Origin of the sequence: Ornithinibacillus jepli, from assembly GCF_047228935.1 — a bacterium.
Lineage (GTDB): Bacteria > Bacillota > Bacilli > Bacillales > Amphibacillaceae > Ornithinibacillus.
In genome coordinates this window covers 111,695-130,661 of sequence record NZ_JBFEGG010000003.1, presented here as the reverse complement: position 1 = coordinate 130,661, position 18,967 = coordinate 111,695, and the positions used below count along the sequence as shown (strand labels likewise).

19 protein-coding genes are annotated in these 18,967 nt (G+C 36.0%); 4 read left to right on the top strand and 15 right to left on the bottom strand.

Features of this window, described 5'->3' with window-relative positions:
• Nucleotides 1–6 precede the first annotated feature (6 nt).
• The 5 genes from AB1K81_RS12465 to AB1K81_RS12445 all read right to left on the bottom strand — a co-directional run bounded on the left by AB1K81_RS12465 (nt 7) and on the right by AB1K81_RS12445 (nt 6,372).
• Nucleotides 7–1,452 carry an SLC13 family permease gene (locus AB1K81_RS12465; protein ID WP_412976977.1) on the bottom strand — a complete coding sequence of 482 codons (1,446 nt, stop codon included), beginning with the start codon at nt 1,450–1,452 and terminating at the stop codon, nt 7–9.
• Nucleotides 1,453–1,549: 97 nt separating this feature from the next.
• Nucleotides 1,550–3,490 (bottom strand): TRAP transporter permease, encoded by a 1,941-nt coding sequence (locus AB1K81_RS12460; RefSeq protein ID WP_412976976.1) that lies wholly within the window; start codon nt 3,488–3,490, stop codon nt 1,550–1,552.
• A 15-nt stretch (nt 3,491–3,505) separates the two neighbouring features.
• Entirely contained in the window at nt 3,506–3,997 is a 492-nt protein-coding gene (locus AB1K81_RS12455; RefSeq protein ID WP_412976975.1) for a DUF1850 domain-containing protein, read from the bottom strand.
• 21 nt (nt 3,998–4,018) lie between these two features.
• Nucleotides 4,019–4,993, bottom strand: a complete 975-nt coding sequence (locus AB1K81_RS12450) for a TAXI family TRAP transporter solute-binding subunit (protein ID WP_412976974.1) — start codon at nt 4,991–4,993, stop codon at nt 4,019–4,021.
• Nucleotides 4,994–5,301: 308 nt separating this feature from the next.
• A complete protein-coding gene (locus tag AB1K81_RS12445) occupies nt 5,302–6,372 on the bottom strand; it encodes an AbrB family transcriptional regulator (RefSeq protein ID WP_412976973.1) in 1,071 nt (356 codons plus the stop codon).
• Between the two features lie 178 nt (nt 6,373–6,550).
• Here AB1K81_RS12445 and AB1K81_RS12440 point away from each other — a divergent pair, with 178 nt between their 5' ends.
• From AB1K81_RS12440 to AB1K81_RS12430, 3 genes are all read left to right on the top strand, one after another.
• Entirely contained in the window at nt 6,551–7,015 is a 465-nt protein-coding gene (locus tag AB1K81_RS12440; protein ID WP_412976972.1) for a DUF2243 domain-containing protein, read from the top strand.
• Nucleotides 7,012–7,812 carry a cytochrome c oxidase assembly protein gene (locus tag AB1K81_RS12435; RefSeq protein WP_412976971.1) on the top strand — a complete coding sequence of 267 codons (801 nt, stop codon included), beginning with the start codon at nt 7,012–7,014 and terminating at the stop codon, nt 7,810–7,812. The genes AB1K81_RS12440 and AB1K81_RS12435 overlap by 4 nt, the downstream gene beginning before the upstream one ends.
• A gap of 87 nt (nt 7,813–7,899) precedes the next feature.
• Nucleotides 7,900–8,877 carry a proline dehydrogenase family protein gene (locus tag AB1K81_RS12430; protein ID WP_412977373.1) on the top strand — a complete coding sequence of 326 codons (978 nt, stop codon included), beginning with the start codon at nt 7,900–7,902 and terminating at the stop codon, nt 8,875–8,877.
• A 56-nt stretch (nt 8,878–8,933) separates the two neighbouring features.
• Here the strand turns inward: AB1K81_RS12430 and AB1K81_RS12425 are convergent, their stop codons facing one another.
• From AB1K81_RS12425 to AB1K81_RS12395, 7 genes are all read right to left on the bottom strand, one after another.
• Entirely contained in the window at nt 8,934–9,656 is a 723-nt protein-coding gene (locus AB1K81_RS12425; protein ID WP_412976970.1) for an amino acid ABC transporter ATP-binding protein, read from the bottom strand.
• Nucleotides 9,657–9,668: 12 nt separating this feature from the next.
• Nucleotides 9,669–10,388, bottom strand: a complete 720-nt coding sequence (locus AB1K81_RS12420) for an amino acid ABC transporter permease (RefSeq protein ID WP_412977372.1) — start codon at nt 10,386–10,388, stop codon at nt 9,669–9,671.
• Between the two features lie 38 nt (nt 10,389–10,426).
• The gene (locus AB1K81_RS12415) at nt 10,427–11,197 is read right to left on the bottom strand and encodes a basic amino acid ABC transporter substrate-binding protein (RefSeq protein WP_412976969.1); all 771 of its coding nucleotides are present in this window, start codon (nt 11,195–11,197) and stop codon (nt 10,427–10,429) included.
• Nucleotides 11,198–11,382: 185 nt separating this feature from the next.
• Nucleotides 11,383–11,925, bottom strand: a complete 543-nt coding sequence (gene lepB, locus AB1K81_RS12410) for a signal peptidase I (RefSeq protein WP_412976968.1) — start codon at nt 11,923–11,925, stop codon at nt 11,383–11,385.
• Between the two features lie 121 nt (nt 11,926–12,046).
• Nucleotides 12,047–12,613: a hypothetical protein gene (locus AB1K81_RS12405; protein WP_412976967.1), complete on the bottom strand. Its 567-nt coding sequence runs from the start codon at nt 12,611–12,613 to the stop codon at nt 12,047–12,049.
• Nucleotides 12,614–12,710: 97 nt separating this feature from the next.
• Nucleotides 12,711–13,490 carry a hypothetical protein gene (locus tag AB1K81_RS12400; RefSeq protein WP_412976966.1) on the bottom strand — a complete coding sequence of 260 codons (780 nt, stop codon included), beginning with the start codon at nt 13,488–13,490 and terminating at the stop codon, nt 12,711–12,713.
• A gap of 13 nt (nt 13,491–13,503) precedes the next feature.
• Nucleotides 13,504–13,956: a hypothetical protein gene (locus tag AB1K81_RS12395; RefSeq protein WP_412976965.1), complete on the bottom strand. Its 453-nt coding sequence runs from the start codon at nt 13,954–13,956 to the stop codon at nt 13,504–13,506.
• Nucleotides 13,957–14,615: 659 nt separating this feature from the next.
• Here AB1K81_RS12395 and AB1K81_RS12390 point away from each other — a divergent pair.
• A complete protein-coding gene (locus tag AB1K81_RS12390) occupies nt 14,616–15,677 on the top strand; it encodes an N-acetylmuramoyl-L-alanine amidase (protein WP_412976964.1) in 1,062 nt (353 codons plus the stop codon).
• Nucleotides 15,678–15,784: 107 nt separating this feature from the next.
• On the opposite strand, the gene menC is transcribed toward AB1K81_RS12390, so the two are convergent.
• The 3 genes from menC to AB1K81_RS12375 are packed head-to-tail and all read right to left on the bottom strand — an operon-like array spanning nt 15,785 to nt 18,831.
• Nucleotides 15,785–16,900 carry an o-succinylbenzoate synthase gene (menC, locus tag AB1K81_RS12385; protein WP_412976963.1) on the bottom strand — a complete coding sequence of 372 codons (1,116 nt, stop codon included), beginning with the start codon at nt 16,898–16,900 and terminating at the stop codon, nt 15,785–15,787.
• A 19-nt stretch (nt 16,901–16,919) separates the two neighbouring features.
• The gene (locus AB1K81_RS12380; RefSeq protein ID WP_412976962.1) at nt 16,920–17,690 is read right to left on the bottom strand and encodes a GNAT family N-acetyltransferase; all 771 of its coding nucleotides are present in this window, start codon (nt 17,688–17,690) and stop codon (nt 16,920–16,922) included.
• A 4-nt stretch (nt 17,691–17,694) separates the two neighbouring features.
• Entirely contained in the window at nt 17,695–18,831 is a 1,137-nt protein-coding gene (locus AB1K81_RS12375) for a M20 peptidase aminoacylase family protein (RefSeq protein ID WP_412976961.1), read from the bottom strand.
• Nucleotides 18,832–18,967 lie beyond the last annotated feature (136 nt).

The following is an 18,967-nucleotide window of genomic DNA, read 5'->3' as shown; positions in this document are numbered from 1 at the left end:
AATCTATTAGATTAAACCGATAAATTGCCACCATGTTAATGCTACGAAGATTGTTGCAATTGTCGTCATGATTGTGACCAATATTCCTGGAACTAAAAAATCACGTTGTTCGATTAGCCCAGTACTATGGACAACTAAATTAGGCATCGTTTTGACGACAAGTAAAAATCCAAACAAACTCGTAACCCCTGCAATAAATGCCAAAGGTAATGGATCTACACCAGCATTTTCAGCAACACTAATCATTATCGGTATTAGAGTCACTACCGCTGCCGATACATTCGAAACAAGCTTATGAAATACTTGGGCAAGAATAATGACAAATATGGCAGCTATTACTGGATTTTGTATACTTTCCAAAAACCAACCAACGCTAATATATTCTCCTATCCTATCTACCGCTCCGGAGTCGATTAATCCATACCCCATCGATAACGTCACACTCAATAGTAGTACAGTATTATAGTTTATTTTGACTACGTTTTCCCACTTAGCAAATCCTACCCCTGGTAACGACATAACTACAGCACCAATTAAAGCTGGTACACTAGGATGTAATCCATGATAAGGTTCGGTAATCCACAACCCCACAATGAAAAGCAAAATAACTAGGCAGCGAATTTCTTTAAAACTAACTGCACCGAGCTCCTTCATTTTTAAATCCATTTCTTCCTTAATATGTGGAAAGCTTTTCTGTTCTTCCTTTAACGGAAAATACTTATACAATAAGATCCAAATCCCTGGAATTAAAATCAACCACAATGGAAGTGTATATAAAAACCATTGAAAATAGGTGATGTTTATTCCTGCATATCGAATTAACAGCTCTACTGTTAAAATATTTCCAACCGCTGCAGTTAATATTGCCGTCCCACTAATATTTCCACCAAACGCAATACCAAGCATGATCATTTTCCGTAAATTACTTCCGGGCTTTGCGCCAATAGAGTTAACGATAAGTGTGGAAATCGGGATGACTAAAGTAGTTCTTACTGCTGTGGACGGAATGAAAAATGCTTGTATTTGCTGTACTACAATCATACTTCCAAGTAGTCCCTTTGCCGTCGCACCCCATTTCTTCACAATATAATAACTTACTCTTTTCACAAGAGCTGTTTCATTTACAGCGCGGGCTATCATCATACCTCCAACCACTAAATGAGTGGCCGGTGAAGCAAAACCACTGTATACGATTGATGTATCAGCTAGATTAAGAATTAGCATTAATACTAGAATTAATAATGCAGTTAACCCAATCGGAATAGGTTCAAGTGCCCAAAGCACAACACCGAAGCTAACAACCGCAGTCATAACCCTTGCCTCGTAGGAAAAAATATCTGGCAATCCAAAATACAACAACATAAAAATGCCAGCTGCAATAAGCAAACTGACGACTTTTTTTACTTTTCCCTTATCCTTTGGAACAGAAATCCGAGCTTTAGCCTGCTTCATCGTTGTCCCTTCCCTGCATTATGTAAAATTCAGGGGCTGCCAATAAGGCACCCCATAACTTCAACCAATCTGATAAGTTGTTTTCACCTTAAGAATCTTATTCCCGCTTTTTAGCAAAGAATTGAGCGATTACTACTAATAATAGTAAGCCAAGCCCAATTATATCGGTTAGAGAACCAGGTATGACTAATGTTACTGCTGCCAATATTGAAATAATTCTAAGTGGCCATATCATGTTACCCATAAAATACCCTTCAAGACCTGCCCCTAATGCAATAATCCCAATCGCTGCCGTAATCGCAACCCAAGCAATTTCCCAGCCATTCGTACCTTGCATTAATAATTCTGGTGAGTATACAAAGATATATGGGACTAGCACACCTGCAGCAGCTAGTTTTAATGAAATAAATCCGGTTCGATTCGGATCTCCTCCTGAAATACCCGCTCCAGCAAAAGCAGCTAATGCAACAGGTGGTGTTAAATTCGCTAAAATACCGAAGTAGAATACAAACATATGGGATACAAATGGTTCAATTCCAAACTGTACCAAGGCAGGGGCAGCCATTGATGATGTAATGATATAGGTTGGAATGGACGGTAACCCCATTCCAAGAATAATCGAAGCAATCATCGTAAAGAACAACGTTAAAATCAACGTATCTTGCCCTAAAACAAGAATTGCTGAAGTCATTTTTAAACCAAAACCTGTTAATGATGCTACCCCAACTATAATTCCAACCATAGCACAGGCCATCGCTACCCCAACAGCACTACGAGTCCCATCCTCTAAAGCATGGATAATCCCCTTAATACTTAACCGCGTCTGCTTTCTTATCATAGCAACAACAATCGTAATAATAATTGCCCATGCTGCCGCAAAAATCGGTGTTCTACCACTAAATAACAAATAAATTAAAACGAATAAAGGTATTAATAAATGACCTCTTTCCAGCATTACTTCCTTCAAACTAGGGAGTTCGTCACGGGTTAGCCCTCGTAATCCACGCTTTTTCGCACGCAAATGAACAACCGTTATAACTCCCAAATAGTAAAGTATTCCAGGTAAAATGGCAGCAAGAGCTATTTCGCTGTATTTCATACCTAACGTCTCCGCCATAATAAATGCAGTAGCACCCATAACCGGTGGTAAAACCTGACCACCAACCGAAGCCGCTGCTTCGACCGCACCTGAAAAATCTTTCGAATAACCAGTACGCTTCATTAAAGGAATCGTAAAAGATCCTGTCGTTACCACGTTAGCTATAGCAGAACCATTAATTGACCCAAGGAACCCACTTGAGATAACCGATACTTTAGCTGGTCCACCTGCTGTATGACCAGACATTGCCATCGCAGTATCATTAAACAGCTGACCTAATCCGGTTCGATTTAAAAATGCCCCAAACAGGACAAACAAAAAAATATACGTAGCCGATACCCCGATTGCTGTACCGAATATTCCTTCCGTTGTTAAATACATATAAGTCGTAATATCTTCAATCGAATAACCTCGATGGGCAATAATTCTAGGAAGATATGGACCGAAATAAGCATAGAGTAAAAATAATGCACTAAGCACAGTTAGACCAATTCCAACAACACGTCGACCCCCCTCAAGAACCAGCATGACAATTAATAAACTAAATAAGAAGTCACTAGTGTTCGGTAATCCCGCTCGGTTTACAATGCCCATATAATCAATAAAAATATAGCCAATGGTTGCTACAGACAAAATAGCTAATAGAAAATCGACTACCGATGCACGATGTTGCGGTGCTTTTTTGCGTGAAGGGTAAAGTAAAAATACTAAAACTAAGATAACACCTGTATGGAGAGCACGATGTTTCAAGGTTACTAGAGGTCCAGTAAAAGATGTAATTAAATGAAATAGTGCTAAACCAACTGCAATAAATGTAACAAGACGAACCATCCACGCAATATTAAAATTACGAAATCTAGATTCTGTATCAAATTTCTCAAGAAGTTTCTTCTGTTCCTCTGATGTTAAATCCTCTATTGGTTTAACCGCTTCACTCATTTGGCCCATCCCTCCTTAAGAGATAATTTTCATCCTTAACCACTGAAAAATAGTAAATGATTTATAAGAAATTTGAACATGATTATAATCAGGAACATAGTTTTTTAAAGGATACGATGTTGTCCCGTCTGCAATGAAATAATTAGAGATGGGGACATAATAAAGTGAGTAAAAAAGTATATTTCGCTTTATATCCGTAACACGAACATAACCGTTAGAAAGAAATTCGACTTCCCCTTCTGTATCTGGAGTGCCCGCTCCATATGATTGATAAAGCGTCTCAAAAAATGATAAGGAGTGATCACGATTGATGGTATAGGTTTCTTGCCATGGTGTTAACTCTACCGAATGACGCCATCCTATCGTAATTGTATTTCCTTCCCATTGAAAAAAATGGTACGGTTTCCCTTCTAAGTCCGTAAGTAAAACACCTGATTGTACTGGAACCATAAAGATCCCAGTAACAATCAGTAGAATAATTACTAAATAGATTACTTTTCTGTGCATACCAATTCCTTCTTAATGTGTTTATTCTGTTATCCCTTGCTCATCAAAATATTTCTTTGCACCTGGATGTAAAGGAGCTGGTAAATTTTTCAGTGCGTTATCGATATTAATATCACTTGCAGCACTATGTGTTTCCTTTAATGTATCTAGATTTTCATAAAATCCTTTTGTTAAAGCATATGCCACTTCATCTGATACATCTTTATGTGTTAGGAGCACATTGTTTACTCCAATAGTAGGGGTATCACTTTCTAGCTCATATACATCAGCTGGAACAGTAGCTGGGAAGAAAGCAGGGTACTTTTCTTGCATTTTAAGTACTTTTTCTTCTGCAATTTCTACGACGACTATTTCATGGCTTGTTTGTAGTTCCATCACCCCAGCATTCGGTAAACCTGAAGAAATAACAACCGCATCAATGGTTCCGTTCTTTATTCCCTCTACACCTTCAGCAAAAGATAAGTAGTCTTCATTTATATCGTCATAGCTCATTCCATATGCTTCTAATACACGCTTTGCACTAATTTCTGTACCTGATGCCGGTGCTCCAACCGCTATGTTTTTACCAGCTAAGTCTTCAACGGTTTTAATACCGGATTCAGCAGTAGCAACGATTTGAAGGAAGTTCGGATATAGGGAAGCTATGGAACGAATATTTTCTTGAGCACCTTGTTCTGCGAAGCTATCCACACCTTCATATCCATCAGCTGCTGCATCTCCCATCGAAAATCCAAGCTCAGCATCACCTTGGTTTAGGGTTGTAATATTAGCTGCGGAAGCTGCTGTTGATTGGCTATTTGCATTAGCTCCCATATCTTGATAAATATTAGCCATTGCACCACCTAAAGGGTAATAAACCCCTGAAGAACCACCAGTGAGAACGGTTACAAATTCACCATCTAAAGCATCCTCTGCAGATCCATCCGCACTATCACCACAGGCACTTAGTACTAATAGTAGTAAAAGAAATAAGCTAATAAATAGACTCTTTTTCATTTTTTCCCCTCCATTTTATAATTATATTAATTCCTATATGTACTAGGATATTAATAAAAATGTTTTATAGATTAGATGACGCTTACATAACGTGACAAAAAAACCATCTTTAAAAGACATTGGGGTATCTGGATGTCTCTCTAAGATGGTCATTTAATCGATAAATAACAGAAAACTTTCCTAATTCAGTATGTTTATTTCATATTGTTCATCATAATACAATCAATTTAAATTGTAAATAATATTTTGTTAATTAAAATAAATTGATGTCAAGCACTTGGAATCCTCTAGTACTTGACACCTATCCATTAACTTTCAACAATCTGTTTTATCCCACTACGTCTAGTAAACCACCATTTCAGTGAAACAGGGACTAGGAGTACGATTAATAATATTCTAGTAAGCTGCAATGCACTTACGATAGCGGGATCCCCGCCAACATTATAAGCAGTTAAGACCATTTCAAAAAATCCACCAGGTGCAATGCCAAGTAATGCAGTTGCATAGTCTAATGACGTGAATGTAGCAAGTATGGCCCCTAAACCAAAAGCTATGGCAATAATCAAAATAGAAAGACCAAAATACACAAACGTATACTTACCACCAATTTTCAAATCGTGAAACAAAATATTTTTTCCCAAGCTCGCACCAACCGCTACTTGACCAGCATTCAATAAACCCGAAGGTACAGATGCAAGTTCAATAGGACTGACATTCATTATAGCCGTAACACCTAGTGCACCAATAATAATTCCAGCAGGTATTTTATTTTGTAGTAAAATAGCAGCAGCAATTGGAACTATAAACCATAAATAGCTCCACCCACTCCCCATCACAATTTCACTAGATGCTCGTTGAAAACCACCAGTTCCAGCATTTCCAAGTACATATACCATAAAAGAAGGAATAGTGAATAACACGGTAATCAAGCGGATTGTTTGAAAAATAACAACTAAAGAAGGGTTTGCTTTTAACGATTCACTCGCAACTGCCATTTCCGATAATCCACCAGGAATACAAGAAAACACACTCGTTACTTGATCAACTTTAATCCATTTTGTGACTAAAGTACCAAGTACAATACATGCAACAATTAAAATGCAAGTCACCAGTATATATGGAAGTAAGTAAGGTATCACCGTAAGAAGTGTTTCTTTCGTGAAGTACAAGCCAAAATAGATTCCTAGAATAATAAATCCTGAATCTCGAATGAAATTTGGAATAGATACCTTACGCTTAGTGATACCTTGCCAAAGTACAATGAAGGTTAATGGTCCCAGTACCCATGGTAGTGGGGTATGTAACGAGTTAAATAAAACGCCTCCAATAATAGCTATTATGAATGCCTCTACAATGGAAGAAAAAGTTTTTAAAGACATTATATGTTAATCCCCTTTAGTTGACATGAATTTCTTATCTCCTAACTTATCATTTTACCCTACAATGAACAAAATAAGTAGAATCTGAGAATTATTAGGATTAGAATATCCCTTTATATGAATAGAGGAAATATTTCCCGTCGATACTGTTGGTAAGCTATTCGAAAGGAATAAGGTCATGAAAAAAAATAAACAAGTAATGTATTTTAATCGTAATATTCTTTCAGGAATTCTATTCGGTTTAGGTTTAGTTGCGTTTTTAGATGAAGCAATTTTCCACCAATTATTACACTGGCATAAATTTTATGATAAATCGACTACTAGTGTAGGGCTCATTTCAGACGGAATTTTTCATGTATTTAGTTGGTTTGCGACAGTCGGAGGGTTATTTTTAGTAGCAGACTTAAAAAGGAGAAATGCATTTTTATATCCCCTTTGGCAAGGAAGTGTACTACTTGGCTCTGGCTCCTTTAATCTATATGATGGCATCATCCAGCATAAAATCATGCGTATTCACCAGATTCGTTATGTGGATAATGTTATCGTATATGATGTAATTTGGAATTTATTAGCCGCTGTATTTATTTTTATCGGAATAGCATTACTATTAAAATCGAAAAAAAGGGCAAGTGAAGATATATGAGTCATGTGCATCCTCTGCAACTAACTAATGCCTCCACCTTGATGTCCATTGCTTTTTTTATCATATATATAGGTTATCTATCTGCCGTCCTTTATTCCAATAAACGTTTTAATAATTGGCCGTTATATCGGTTTATACTTTTTACATTGGGTATCTTTTGCCTGGTGATTGCAACAAGTGGGCCTTTAGCCAAATTAGCTCATGAAAGTTTCTCATTCCATATGGTCAGTCATCTTCTCCTTGGAATGATTGCGCCTTTACTAATAGTTTTAAGTGCACCAATGACATTGCTCTTCCGTTCATTATCAACTAAAACTGCTAAAAGACTAACCTACTTTTTAAGAAGAAAACCGATTCAGCTTCTCCTGCATCCAATTGTGACATCAATACTAAATATGGGCGGATTGTGGTTATTGTATACGACAAATATATACACACTAATGCACGAACATACGCTTCTCTACCTATTCATCCATCTACATGTATTTTTTGCGGGATATTTATTTACTGCTTCTATTATTTATATCGATCCAATAGCACATAGAATAAGTTACTTATTCCGTTCAATAGTACTAGTTCTTGCACTATCATCCCACGCAATTCTAGCTAAGTATATTTACGCCTTTCCACCAACTGGAGTATTACGTCATGATGCTGAAATTGGTGGAATGCTAATGTATTATGGTGGGGACCTTGTAGACTTAATCATTATTATAATTTTATGTAATGAATGGTATAAATCAGCACGGCCAAAGTTAAGACAATCTAACGCTAACCAAAAAATTCCAGCCCAGTAATATATTGCACACAATATCCCACAAGTGACGAAAATCCTATTATTCGATATAATAGAAGAAAAAATAATAGCAAATGAGGTATGCATGATGAATTTGAAGGATTTCTTCATCGGGATGTCACAAAATCAGTTTTTAAACAATGCAGCAAAAAAATATGGTTTAAAATTAGGGGCTCAATCCGTTGTAGCTGGTACTAATATTGAAGAGATGATTCAAAGTGTGAAAGAATTAAACAGTTATGGAATCTCTGCTACGATAGATAACTTAGGTGAATTTGTTACGGAAAAAGAAGAAGCTTTGAAAGCAAAAAATCAAATTCTAGCTGTTATTGAAGCTATCCAAGAAAATAAAGTGGATGCACATATTTCATTAAAGCCTACCCAACTTGGGCTTGATATTGATTATGACTTCTGTAAAGAGAACTTAAAAGAAATCGCTTCCAAGGCAAATGAATATAATATTTTTATTAACTTTGACATGGAAGATTACGACCACTTGAAGCCTTCTTTCGATTTAATTGACGAACTATCTGTTGATTATGATAATATTGGTACGGTTATTCAAGCTTATTTCTATGAATCTGTTAAAAATATTGAAAGATATAAGGATTATCGGCTACGAATTGTAAAAGGGGCGTATAAAGAACCAGAAACTGTTGCGTTTCAAGATAAAAAGGATATTGACCAAAACTTCCTAAAATTGATAGAGTATCATTTATTAAGTGGTAAGTTCACATCGATTGCAACGCATGACCACCATATTATTAACCATGTGAAAGAATTCGTAAAAGAAAACGATATTCCGTTGGACAAGTTCGAATTCCAAATGCTATATGGGTTCCGTAAAGAATTGCAATTGGAATTAGCGAAAGAAGGCTATCATTTCTGCACCTATGTTCCATTTGGTGATGATTGGTATGGTTACTTCATGCGTCGTCTAGCAGAACGACCTCAAAATATGAACCTTATGGTTAAGCAGGTTTTCAATAAGAAAACAAATACGGTTCTTGGTGTTGCTGCTGGTGCATTTGTACTTGGTAGATTAACGAAACGTAGAAAGAAATAATAAGACTGATAGAAAAATCCTTTAGCTACGATTGGCTAAAGGATTTTTCTATCACATTATAAAACCTTACTCAAGAAATCTCGAGTACGAGGACTTTTTGGTTGACCGAACACTTCAGATGGACTTCCTTCCTCCACTATAATTCCTCCATCCATGAATAGTACCCGGTCCCCCATTTCTCTGGCAAATCCCATTTCATGTGTAACAACTACCATCGTCATCCCTTCCTGTGCAAGCTGTTTCATTACATCTAGCACCTCTTTTACCATTTCCGGGTCAAGCGCTGACGTAGGCTCATCAAATAACATTACCTTAGGTCTCATTGCTAGCGCTCTAGCAATTGCTACACGTTGCATTTGACCACCTGATAGTTGTTCTGGATAAGCTAGAGCTTTATCCCGTAAACCAACCTTCTCTAAAAGCTCATAGGCCCAGTTTTCTGCTTCAATCTGATTCATATTTCGTATCTTTTTTGGTGCAATCGTAATATTTTCTAATACATTCATATGAGGAAATAGATTAAATTGTTGAAATACCATACCGACTTCTTTACGGATTTCATTTATATCTGTTCTAGAATCGTTTACTTTTACACCATCAATATATACTTCACCATCCGATATTTCTTCAAGTAAATTAATACATCGTAAAAATGTACTTTTACCTGATCCACTAGGCCCGATTACACATACAACTTCCTTTTCTTGAATTTCACAATCAATTCCCTTCAGTACTTCTAAATTGCCAAATGACTTATACAATCCATTAATTTTTATCATATGATCACCTTCCTATGAAGCCCGACCGAATGTAAAAATTCGTCGCCTTTGTGAAGGAATATAGCTATTACTATAGCGTTTTTCTATAAAAGTAATAACCTTAGTAAAGATCCAAGTTAATAATAAGTATAGAATCGCAACCGTTATATATGGTTCCCAGTAACGTGCATAGGCACCTGCAACGATTTTACCTGCCAGTAATAAATCATTTACAGCAATCATTGCAACAAGTGATGAATCCTTAAGTAAGGCAATTAACTCATTTCCAAGTGGAGGAACCATGCGTCGGAGCGCCTGTGGTAAAATTATATGTTTCATTGCTTCTCGTTTTGGCATACCAAGTGAGCGGGCTGCTTCCATTTGTCCTTTTTCTATCGACTGGATACCTGCTCTAATAATTTCAGCGTTGTAGGCGGCACAATTTAACATCAGAGCGACCGCCCCAGAGAAAAAAGGGCCTAATGACTGACCAAATATCGACGGGATGACCGCGTTATGGATTAGTAGGATTTGGACCAAGAGTGGTGTACCACGGAAAAAGTCTACATAATACTTACATGGATAATAGATCCACTTCATCTTGGAAAGTTTCCCCATTCCTAGAAAAAGCCCGAGAATTATACCACCAATATAGCCAATAGCTGTCAAGGCCAATGTAGTCCATAGGCCACGGATAAATAGCTCTTTATAATTCCATATCATGTCAAATCGAATAGCATCTAAAAAGTCAATCTTAACCACCCCCGTATGTTATCGTGAAAATTTGCCATTTATTCGATATCCATACCAGTGATTTCTTTTAGCGTACCATCTTCTTTAATTTTTTGAATACCTTCATTTAGTTTTTTTAACACTTCAGAATTTCCTTTTTTCACCATTAAACCATAATATTCTTTTTCAAAACTATCATCGTCAATCGTTTTAAAATCTACATCCGGATTATTTTTCACATATTCTAATACAACAGAGTTATCTCCAACTGCTGCATCTGCATTTCCGTTTACTAGTTCCGAAATTGCAAGAGGCATTGTTTCCAAAGGGAGAATATCAGGATTTGTATTACCAAGTAATCCTTTTACTACCTCGTGTCCTGTTGTATTAATTTGAACAGAGACCTTCTTACCCACTAAGTCCTCAAATTTTTCAATGTCAGCGTCTCCCGGTACGAGAATTACTTGGTTCGCAACAAAGTATGGATCAGAGAAGTCATAGGTTTCTTTTCTTTCTTCTGTTATTGTAATAGAAGATACCGCAAAGTCTACCTCACCACTGTCAACAGCTGAAAATAATGGTTCCCATCCATAATTTTTGTATTCTACTTCAAATCCCGCAGCTTCCGCTATAGCATTGACAATATCAATATCGATTCCTACAATGTTTCCATCTTCATCCATATATTCCATTGGTGCATATGTAGCATCTGTCGCAACAACGAGTTTTCCATCGGCCGCCCCAGAACCTGATGTTCCACATGCAGCTAACAATACCGTTAACCCTATAACTAAAATACTAATTGACCATTTCTTATTAACATATTTCATAAAATAAATCCCCTTTCCCTTTTTATACCATCTATTATTTATCAAATAATTTAGATGATTGGTAATAATTATAATATAACAAACTTTCACATTCAATAGACTTAGTTTAACAATTATCAACTCATTGTCCTAAACAAAGAAAAGTTATCCACTTTAACCGTAGATAACGTCCTTGCACAGCGATTTTATTTAGTTAACTGAAACGATAAGGGAAACAAGGAAAACATTACTTCACCATGTATATTACTACTATGAATTGGTCCTACATCACTGCTTCTACTGTCCAAGCTCTCCCCAGGTGTACGGTTATCCCCAACTACAAAATATGAATCACCTGGAACAATGATCTCTTCCATATCATTTGGTATACCAGAACTATAAGCTTCACTAATCATGTCACCATTGACAAAAATATGTCCATCCTGGATTGCAACACGATCATTTGGTAACCCAATTACTCTTTTAATCACATCAAATCCATGTCCATCGCGAAATACCACAATGTCATTACGATCAACTGAATAAAAAATATTACTTGAAAACACAACGTTGCTATCCTCAAGAGTCGGATTCATTGAATCTCCAGAAATAACAATAAAACCAACTGCAAATCGAAATATAAAAAAGGCAAGTAGTAATATGACGATAAATCCAACTCCACCTAACCAACTTGTTTTGCTCTTTTCACTTACCTTATTCGTATTTTCAATCGTTACACTTGTTACCATTGTAGTCACCTACCATTTTGAACATATATTCTAATAAGGGTGCCTGTTTTCCTATTCCTTCACTAATTAAGCATTCTTCCACAGGTTCTTTTATCAATTGTTATCCTTATTTGCAGCAGTCTTACTTTACTTCCATTTCTGTATTACTTTCATTTTTTACAGGATGTTCTTCTTCAGCATTAGTCTCTTCCCCCGTATCAGGCTTTTCAATACTATCCCTAACTTCGGTAGTCACCTCACCACAGTTAATTAATTGACTAGGATCCTTAAGTCCTAAAACAATATCCATTTCCACCTGTGCTTTCGTAGCTAAACACTCTAATTTACTAATGACAGCTTCATTTGTTTCTATGTTAACATCATAATTTGAAATGAGTTTTTCAGCATAATCATCTAATCTTTGTACCAAATTCTCCTTCTCATTTCGCAAAAATAATTGGTACTCTTGTTCAGCAGCTTGAATGGCATTATGTATCTCATTTTTTAAACGACTAGTCTGTCTAGCTTGTTCAAGTGAAATAGCTGTTTCTATTTCTTGAAGCGAGGTAGACTGTTTGTCATTGAACCATTTTCCTAATAAGAATGCAATGTCTCCATTAGCAAATACTACCTTTATACTACTCGCCATCATCAACAGGATTAAACAGATCCCTAGTATACGTAAAGTTCTATTATTACCCTTTTTCAATCGAATACCTCCCTGTAAAAGAAAGGGATGCCCCATTTTGTTCTGACTCCCTCTTGGAGTTAGACTCAAGACCTGAGACACCCTTTTCTACTAAGTACTATTGATTAATACTATTTACTACATCATCTAAAGCAGCTTTTGCTTGATCCTCTAATTCCTGAGCATGAGCAATAATAATTTGTTCTTGCTCTTCCACTAGACCATCAAGTAGTGTTGTTACTGCCTCTCTTAAATCTTCAATTGCCCAATCAACTTGATTTTTCAAGTTTCTAATTGTAATTTCTTCTTGGGAATCCAACTCAGCTGCAAGTCCCTCTTGAGCTTGACGAATAGCCTCTTCCAATTCTTGTACCGCTTCATCTCTAGCAGTATTAATGTCTGAGGTCATTGTTGCCATTGCTTCTTCCCCAATTTCACCAGTATAAGCAGTTAAATCATTTGTTGCATAGTTCAAACCTTCTTGTTCAAGTCTTTCAATTTCCCCATAACCATTAAGAAATACGTTGTAAAACTCCAATCCAATATTCTCTAAAATAGCTTGTTCTTCAGCACTTAGTGATTCTAAATGACTTAGTTTCGCATTAATAATTTCTTCTAAGGAATTTCCTGTTTCCAACTCTCTAGCTAAATCAATATCAACCTGAGCCTCTGATTTTAATTGTTCATATTCAGCTTGAATTTCAGGCATTTTACTATTGGTATATGCAGATACCTCTTCTTCAATTTCTCCGACAGATTGTTCAAACATCCCATCATACCAAGCTCTTAGCTGCTGACCAGCATCCGTATTGGCTAACGCAACACCAGAACCAGAAATTATCCCAACTGCTACTGCCCCTACTATTATTTTCTTCTTTAAACCTGTAACCTTTTTCAATTTTACTCTCCCCTTATTCATATATATTGAAATTGTTGCTTTCTTCATCGTCACCTAATAATTCTCTTAAATAATCTACTATATCTGTTTCAATCTCTGACTTTAATTCATTACGCTTATCTCTAGAAAAGTCCTCAAATGGTTTATGTAATGAAATCTTTTCTTGTAATTCTTGCATCTCTACTAAATAAAGTTCTTTATATTGTTTTAAATTACTGCTAGTTGCAACCGAAGATTTTTTAAATAATTCTGTTAAATAATCTTGTATTGTAAGGCGTCTATCTTCTTGTTGATCCCAAGAGATGTCCGTAATAACTGCCTCACGCTCTTCAAATATGTTTTGCATGTCCCGAATCATACTATCTAACTTCCCCTGTCCAAACAAAAACTGTGCGTGAACGGTTATTACTTGAAGTCCCAAAAATAGGAATGTAATTACTACGAAGCTAGCTAGTATTTTTTTCATGTATCACCCGACCTTTCTATTAAAAAATTACTATTTTCTTACAATGCATGACTCAATGCACTCATATTAACAGAAAAATTTGAATAGTGAATCGTTACAATCTACTATTTACAACATAGGTTGATAGATTCACTCAACATGTAGAATTACTAATAATAATGTGGAAAAATTTCAGCCGTTTTGAGGAAGTTGTTTTATATAAGGGAAGTAAATCGAATTTTTCTTCTAAAATGGAATTTCCTGGTACAAATTACGGAGATAATTTATTTATACTACTAGAATTAGAATGGTTCCTTTGGCTCATATCCTACATCTCCATACCCCATACTGATTTCTTATAGAAGCATTTAATGTATTTTTTTGATAGTTCATGTTTATTAACCTAAGCTCACTTTTTCTTATCCGACAAAAAATACAATCAAACTCAACTAATTTAATCCGAGGCTAATAATAGAATCATAGATTCCACTCCATTTATCACCTACTTTAGTAATTGACCTCTCTTATAATTTAGTGCTTATAACCCACAATTCATGAATCTCCATCTGGTTAGTTTTACCTATTTTTTATAAAATAGATAGATTTGATGTTTAAATCTATTATTATCTGACCATCCTTTCTACTAGATTACTAATCTACGAGAAAGGAATTGATGAAATATGAGAAAGTTGTTACACATATTATGCATAACCGGGTTATTGCTAATAGTATTTTCATTCGTTTCTGCTTCTAGCACGCACGCAGAAGTACTTGAAAATAATCATGATAAATTATTTGAGGTCCAAACAGATTCCGTTATCATGAGGGTTGCACCAGATGAACAATCGGAAATCGTCGGCGAATTAGTAGAAGGGAATCGACTGAGGACCTTTGATGAAAAAGACGGGTGGGTTAAGACCTTCTATAAAGGACTACCGGTTTGGGTTTATTCAGAAGAGCTTCTATTAATAGAAGAAACCAGAAAACAAGATAATAAAGAATCTGAGCATAAAAAGGAAAATCAAGTTGAGGAAGCAGACAAACAATTAGAAGAAGTTAAACTTGAAGATGATAAATTTAAAAATAATAAACCAGAACATGCTGTTGAAACGAAAGACTATTTACCGATGGGATATATTCAACCTAAGGAAGTACAGATTTCTGTAGACAGCATAACTTTACGAAAAAATCAATTAAATGGATATAACATCATGATTGATGCAGGACATGGAGGGAAGGATTCTGGTGCAATTAAAAACGGCGCTTTGGAAAAAAATATTACCATGTCTACTGCTAATAAGTTAGCTAAACGATTAGAGGATGAAGGAGCAAATGTACAACTCACAAGAGAAGATGATACGTTTATTTCTTTAGAAAATCGGGTATATCAAAGTAACACCCATGGAACAGATGTATTCATTAGTCTTCATTATGATTACTTTAGTGATTCTAATGTAAATGGTATTAACACATACTACTATAACGAAGACACAAGCAAAGAACTTTCTGAGAATATCCATACAGCATTGGTTGATGAGCTTGATATGACAGATCGAGGAATAAAAAATGAAGCTTATTATGTTCTAAAACACAATCAAAATTCTGCTGTACTATTAGAATTAGGCTTTATGTCTAATTCAAGTGACCTTGAAAAAATACAAACAGAAGAATACCAAAGAGAAGTTGCGGAAGCAATTACGAATGGACTAGTGGAATACTTCGACGATGAACCTGATGAATAGTTAACCCTCCCTTATTATATAGTTGCACCAGTTTAATTTCTGGTGCACTTTTTTTGTGGCAGAATAAGATTAGGAGCTGTAAAACATTATTACAAGCTCCTCTCAAACTACACCTCATATTCTAACTTTTTAAAGCGAAATTCTTCTAATGCTGCTTCATCAATTTCATACCCTATACCTGGCGACGTCGGAACTTTGATTACACCATTTTCTACTACAACTTCAGGTTTAATAATATCCTTTTCCCAATATCTAGAAGAACCAGCAGTGTCACCTGGTAATACAAAGTTGGATAACGTCGTAATAGCGACATTATGAGCCCTTCCAACTCCCGCTTCTAGCATGCCTCCACACCATACCGGAATTCCGTGTACTTTACAATAATCATGAATTTTAATCGATTCAGATAATCCACCTACACGCCCAACTTTAATATTGATAATTTTACAGCTTCCTAGTTCAATTGCTTTCTCAGCATCATACAAGGAGTGAATACTTTCATCTAAACAAATTGGTGTATGGAGTTCCTTTTGTAGCTTTGCATGATCAATAATATCATAATGTTGTAGAGGTTGTTCAATCATTAATAAATTTAGATCATCCAGTTGTTTTAACATATGAATATCATCTAATGTATATGCCGAATTGGCATCTGCCATAATCGGAGTATCCGGAAAAGCTTTACGAACTTCCCTTAGCATGTCCACATCATGACCTGGCTTAATCTTTAACTTAATACGCTTATATCCTTGATCTAGAAATCCAGCAATTTTTTTCAGCAACTCATCTATTGTTGGTTGGATTCCTATACTAATTCCGACATCTATTTCCGTCTTCTCTCCACCAAGTGCCTGTGCTAACGATATACCTTCCCTTTTAGCAAAAAGGTCCCATACTGCACCTTCAATAGCAGCCTTTGCCATATTATTTCCACGTAATCTCCCAAAAAGAGGAAACACTTCATTCGGATGTTGTATCTCATTATCTCTTAAAATCGGAATCAAAAAATCTTCAATAATATTTAAATTAGACTTTACTGTTTCTTCTGTATACCATGGTATCGGAAATGCAACACCTTCACCAAATCCGCGGTTTCCATTAATGTCGACTGCTTCAACAAGGAAGAACTCCTTGTCCTGCATCGTACCGAAGCTAGTAGCGAACGGATCAACCATACGCATATTTAATCGATGTATGATAAATTTTTTAAATGGAATTACCATCCTACACCCTTCTTCCTTTTTATTTTACAAAACAATAATAGCTTACATTTTCATCACGAATAACATATCTACCTTTATACCCATTAGAAAATAATAATTGGAATAGTTCTCTTGTCATTGTTCGCCATTTAATTGCTAACTCCAAGTTTTCCTCTTTTATTTCTTGAATGTTTTTAGGAATAGCTATGAACCATTTATCACTCTCATTTTGAAAGATGACATTCGTTCTAATTGGTTCCTTATTTTGATCCATTTCTACTAGTACCTTGGATGGATCAAACGATACCGCCAATGCTTCCTGTTCCTGTTTACATTTCCACTCCACAACAAAACGGTCTGAAGCTAGTCCTTTATTTAACCCGTCATCCATCATCCCATAATAATTTTCTTTATAGGTAGTAGCTATAGCTCCTAATTTATGTAAATTCAAGAAAGCATTTACGCTGTGGAGTGGATCAAAGGTCCAAATCATTTTATCATATCCTTTGTGTGCTGCTACATCTCGCTGCTTACGTTTTATTTTTTCCCCAATGCCTGACTTACGATATGCTGGAAGAATGGCTAATGAGTGTGAAACTAGATAAATCTCATTGCCATCAAAGCCAGGAAAGCTATATTGAAAGCCAATCATTTCCCCTTTTAGGAAAGCACCAATTATAACACCACCATTACGCAGTGCCGTTAATGTTTGATGTAACGGTATAGGGGTTTCCTGCCAGACTACCTCTTCTATTCTCTGCATTTGTTCCAATTCTTCTATCGTTGTAATTTCTTTAATTTCTATTTTCATCAGATCACCCTAAACCATGGTACTTTTTTACCGTCTTCTTTAACGCCTTTACTAAAATTTCAACACTAGGCTTAATGGCTTTATGATTAAACGTCATTTGTGGATGATGAAGTCCTGGCTCTAAATCACAACCTATCGCAAGCATTGTAGCTTTTAGGGATGGTCTTTTTATCGTATAAAAGTGAAAATCATCTCCACCTGTAGTGGTAATCATCGGTATCATGTGCTCTTTTCCAATCGTATCTATGATCGCTTCCTCCATTAATTTACTTGCTTCCTCATTGATAACAGCTGCAGCCACACTAGAAGTGATAGTCAGATCTATGTTAACTTCATGGTACTCGGAAAGCATTATAGCGATTCGCTCTACTTTTTCCAATAATTGTTCCATCGCCTCATTTGTTTGTGCTCGCATATCAACTGAAAACGTAGCATTACCTGGAATGATATTGGTACTCTCACCACCAGCATGAAAGCTTGTCATCTTTACAGAGTGAGGGATCATTGGATCAATATAAATATTATTTAAATGCTGAAAAAACTCTGCACCAACTTGAATCGCATTGACATTAAGATGTGGTCTTGCACCATGGGCGTCTTCTCCCGTAATGACCCCTTGAAGTGACCACGAAGCACCATGCCTAATTGCAGGCGAAAATTGACCATGCTTTAGCTCTTGTATCGGACGCAAATGCAGGCCATAAAGGTAATCAACATCATCCACAACACCTTGTTCGACTAGAGTTAATGCCCCTTCTCCCTTTTCTTCAGCAGGCTGGAAAATAAATCGGAATGTTCCTTGGTCAGAAATCCCTTCTTCTAATAAGGTAAATAAAACACCTAATACAATCGTCATATGAGCATCGTGCCCACAAGAATGATTTGCTCTAAATTCACCGTCTACCTCTTGCCATAACGCATCAATATCCGCCCTAACTGCCACAACTGGCTTTCCACTTCCAATTTCTACGGCTAAACCCGTTATGTCTTGGAATGTTTGAATATTTACTTCCTTATTTTCTAACAATCCTTTAATATATTCTGTTGTTTGATATTCCTTCCAGCTAATCTCTGGATTACCATGTAAGTATTCAAAGATTTCTTTTAATATTGGTTCTAAATTAACATTAGATATACTCATGATGTCCCCTATACCCCTTTCTACTTCCATCTTATGCATTATTTTATCTTTTTCTATTCCCTAAATTGCACATGTTGAATCCTTTTTCTCTTGTTGTCAAGCTTAGGACAAAAAAGGAGTAGAGTCAATGTCAGTA

Bases quoted from the DNA above. Each gene is read 5' to 3' on its own strand.
- AB1K81_RS12465 (WP_412976977.1), bottom strand. From the start codon at position 1,452: ATGAAGCAGGCTAAAGCTCGGATTTCTGTTCCAAAGGATAAGGGAAAA.
- AB1K81_RS12460 (WP_412976976.1), bottom strand. From the start codon at position 3,490: ATGAGTGAAGCGGTTAAACCAATAGAGGATTTAACATCAGAGGAACAG.
- AB1K81_RS12455 (WP_412976975.1), bottom strand. From the start codon at position 3,997: ATGCACAGAAAAGTAATCTATTTAGTAATTATTCTACTGATTGTTACT.
- AB1K81_RS12450 (WP_412976974.1), bottom strand. From the start codon at position 4,993: ATGAAAAAGAGTCTATTTATTAGCTTATTTCTTTTACTACTATTAGTA.
- AB1K81_RS12445 (WP_412976973.1), bottom strand. From the start codon at position 6,372: ATGTCTTTAAAAACTTTTTCTTCCATTGTAGAGGCATTCATAATAGCT.
- AB1K81_RS12440 (WP_412976972.1), top strand. From the start codon at position 6,551: ATGAAAAAAAATAAACAAGTAATGTATTTTAATCGTAATATTCTTTCA.
- AB1K81_RS12435 (WP_412976971.1), top strand. From the start codon at position 7,012: ATGAGTCATGTGCATCCTCTGCAACTAACTAATGCCTCCACCTTGATG.
- AB1K81_RS12430 (WP_412977373.1), top strand. From the start codon at position 7,900: ATGAATTTGAAGGATTTCTTCATCGGGATGTCACAAAATCAGTTTTTA.
- AB1K81_RS12425 (WP_412976970.1), bottom strand. From the start codon at position 9,656: ATGATAAAAATTAATGGATTGTATAAGTCATTTGGCAATTTAGAAGTA.
- AB1K81_RS12415 (WP_412976969.1), bottom strand. From the start codon at position 11,197: ATGAAATATGTTAATAAGAAATGGTCAATTAGTATTTTAGTTATAGGG.
- lepB (WP_412976968.1), bottom strand. From the start codon at position 11,925: ATGGTAACAAGTGTAACGATTGAAAATACGAATAAGGTAAGTGAAAAG.
- AB1K81_RS12395 (WP_412976965.1), bottom strand. From the start codon at position 13,956: ATGAAAAAAATACTAGCTAGCTTCGTAGTAATTACATTCCTATTTTTG.
- AB1K81_RS12390 (WP_412976964.1), top strand. From the start codon at position 14,616: ATGAGAAAGTTGTTACACATATTATGCATAACCGGGTTATTGCTAATA.
- menC (WP_412976963.1), bottom strand. From the start codon at position 16,900: ATGGTAATTCCATTTAAAAAATTTATCATACATCGATTAAATATGCGT.
- AB1K81_RS12380 (WP_412976962.1), bottom strand. From the start codon at position 17,690: ATGAAAATAGAAATTAAAGAAATTACAACGATAGAAGAATTGGAACAA.
- AB1K81_RS12375 (WP_412976961.1), bottom strand. From the start codon at position 18,831: ATGAGTATATCTAATGTTAATTTAGAACCAATATTAAAAGAAATCTTT.